Here is a 3,008-nt window from a genome sequence, read left to right as displayed (position 1 = left end):
TGTTCTCCGACACGTAGTCGTCAAGATACTCGGGAAGCAGGACACCCTGCCGACGGTCTTCACTCTCAACGAAGCGCTTCATCTAAGCTCCCGGAGCATCACCTCCAGGAATCCTAGCCGACTCGGCTCTTTTCACACAGCCTCGGTGGAAAGCCGAAGTTGGCCGCGCGCCTGTCTCACGTCTCTTCMGCAACAACTTCCGACATTGAGGGGTTGCCCAGGACGGACAGCMTTGGKGCGGTCTCGGTAGCTCCTGAGGGACCTTCGACGATGCATGTAATTTCGGCCCGATGGCCTGCGCGACCGCCGCGGCGATCTCTAGATTGTTGGCGCTGAGGCGCTAACGGACTGCGCTCACTTGCGGAACGATTGCCCAAAGAGAATGGTGAAGCCTGAGCAATCCTGTGCCGCTCAGGCATATTAGGTTAGCGCGACGCTGTTTGACGAATTCTCGCTCTGCATTTGGAGGCTGGAGATAGCCATGACGCTAACTGCGAAAAACGATGGCCCCCTAAAACGCATCCTCGTTGCAACCGATCTTTCGACGAGATCGGACAGGGCGCTACGACGGGCCACGCTCATAGCAAAACGTTTGGGTTCTTCACTTTCGCTTGTCCATGTCGTGGATGGCGATTTGCCTCATCGCATGATCGAAGCGGAGCGATCGGCCGCCATATCCGTGCTCGAAGATACTGTTCGATCAACCTGCGAAGCCGATGGGGTGTCAGCCAAATTCGAGATCGTGGTAGATGACTCGTTCAACGGAATATTGTCCGCCGCCGATGAATTCGGCGCCGACCTGATCGTCCTAGGACCTCATCGCCGCCGCTTCCGGGACGTTTTCACTGGGACCACCGTCGAGCGTGTCATTCGACGGAGCCGCATTCCAGTCTTGGTCGCGATCCAGCCCCCTTCAACTGTATATGAACGAACTCTCCTCGCGCTCGATTTTGACGATGCGTCGAAGGCGGCAGCCCAGGGTGCCTTGCGCATGGGAATCTTCAGCAAGTCCGCCGTGAAGATCGTTCATGCGTTTGATGCTCCGGCCCTCGGGCTGATGAAGCGATCTGTTCTAGATCCGGTAGCGATCAATGCGTACCTGGATAAAGAACGGGTCGAAGCAGCGGAGCGACTTGAGGCGTATACAAACGAGCTTGGAATTCCACCTACGCCCAGCGGCGTCGTTCTGCGTGAAGGCAGCCCTGCGCAAACTATCCTGGTTAGCGCCCAGGATGAACGCAGCGATCTTATCGTCCTCGGGACCAGCAAGAAGAGCGGAGTAAAGCGTGCCTTGATAGGCAGCGTGGCCGAGCAAGTACTTCGCGACGCAGAACGTGACATTCTCATTATCCCGGCTGACCAGACTGACGAAGTTGCGGTCGCATCAGCGTAGGTTAGCGACTCGTTTTCAGACGTCGCACCCCTTCGCGTCTGGGCGGCTGAGTGGGGAATGCAGACGCACGGTCGGCGCAGGAGCGAGCGCGGAGATGCCTCTTGGGTTCCCTCTGTCCGGCCGCCCACGCCGAACGCATCAGGCAGGAATTCCCGGCATCAGGTAGCGAAGGCCACCTGAGGCCTACTAAGCATCTGAATCGGGAAGGTTTCGTGCTTCTCGGTGATTCCAAAAATTTTGTAACGAGTGGATGGCATCGATGGGCAACTCCCAGCACTGACCTCGCCGGCTCCAGGGACCGCCCGGACGTTGCCCATTAGCAGACGTTCCGAGAGTCGCGGGCGGGTGGAGAGCCGAAGTTGGCTGTCTGCCCAGAACCGGACATTCGTGCCTTGGGGCGCGTCTCCTACTGGTTGTGTGTGGTCCTTCGAATTTTGCGCTCTGTAGGCCTAGCAGTTCAAAAAGGACGAAAGCGAAAGATATTCCCTGATTTTGTAAGTCTTTTGCCTTGCACTGCATGTATTATTCGATGCCTTAAATCGAACATTGACATTGGCTGTGTCGACGTGTAGATTGGTTTTTGTCGATATTTGCTTGGACGGTCCTTGTTATTTTCGCGCTTCGGCGCGGCTCTGATGAACTCCCCCTTTCGAAATCGTTCTGAACTCGCCGAACATTCGTTCGGCGAACGACAGGTCTTGCCAAAAGGAGGGTTTCTCATGACCACCGGCACAGTGAAATGGTTCAATTCCACCAAGGGTTTTGGCTTCATTCAGCCTGACGACGGCAGCCAGGATGTGTTCGTTCACATCTCCGCCGTCGAGCGCGCTGGAATGCGCGATTTGCAGGAAGGCCAGAAGCTCGGCTTCGAAGTCGCCCGCGACAACAGGTCCGGCAAGATGGCGGCCGAGCAGCTCCAAGCCGCATGATCTGACTGTTTCTTCGACGATGACCACGGATGTACTGGCATCGTCGACAAACAGTCATTCGAGGGAAGGCCAAGCTTCTGCTTGGCCTTTTTTCGTTACTGCCGGCGACAGCGGAATACCGCACAGGAGATGGACATGGCTGAACATTCAAAGCAGCGCGTCGATGCCGACAATAATTTTCTGAAGACCCAGACCCAATTGCTCGCGCGCAATCGGATCATGTTGGAGTCCGATACCCTCGCCCGGCACCGTGATGCGAACACGGCTAAACTGAAGCAACAGCGCCTGGAGAAGGAAGCCAATGATCGAGCCGCGGCATTGGCTGCGCCAACGGTAAAGAAGCGGAAAAAAGCCATCGCCGCCTGAGCGCCAGGCGCCGGCGCGACGGCGGGCCGGGCCTGCCGCTTCCCCCGAAATCGAGCGGATGACCGGTGTCGGCCTTCGAGTGGCTCCTGCCTCTCGGTTTGACGCTACCCTGTTGAAAATGGCCCGCCGCTCCGAAAGGGGTGGCGGGCCTTCTCTTTTGGGGCGGTAGGGGTCAAGCAAAAGCGCCCACGGCGGGGTCATAGAGCCCGCCGTCGATCGCTTTGGGTGATTATCCGACAAGCCTCTGCGCCACGCTGCGCGATAATGAGTTCCCGCCAGGGGTCTGGCTTCTCTGCGAAGTCGGCGCTGAGCCGCTTCAT

The 3,008-nt window shown here is 57.7% G+C and carries 3 protein-coding genes; all 3 read left to right on the top strand.

What is annotated here, in order from left to right; translation table 11 throughout:
- Positions 1-481 precede the first annotated feature (481 nt).
- The 3 genes from AC1D34_RS35990 to AC1D34_RS35980 all read left to right on the top strand — a co-directional run bounded on the left by AC1D34_RS35990 (position 482) and on the right by AC1D34_RS35980 (position 2,688).
- Positions 482-1,393 carry a universal stress protein gene (locus AC1D34_RS35990; protein ID WP_441493352.1) on the top strand — a complete coding sequence of 304 codons (912 nt, stop codon included), beginning with the start codon at positions 482-484 and terminating at the stop codon, positions 1,391-1,393.
- A gap of 719 nt (positions 1,394-2,112) precedes the next feature.
- Complete coding sequence (locus AC1D34_RS35985) at positions 2,113-2,322, top strand: cold-shock protein (RefSeq protein WP_305693457.1); 210 nt, start codon at positions 2,113-2,115, stop codon at positions 2,320-2,322.
- A 135-nt stretch (positions 2,323-2,457) separates the two neighbouring features.
- On the top strand, positions 2,458-2,688 hold the full coding sequence (locus AC1D34_RS35980; protein ID WP_476776460.1) for a hypothetical protein: 231 nt from the start codon (positions 2,458-2,460) through the stop codon (positions 2,686-2,688).
- Positions 2,689-3,008: the final 320 nt, after the last annotated feature.

The organism is Allobosea sp. P1_A7, from assembly GCF_056406775.1.
The sequence above is the reverse complement of the archived record's forward strand: the minus strand, read 5'-3'. Positions and strand labels throughout refer to the sequence as shown.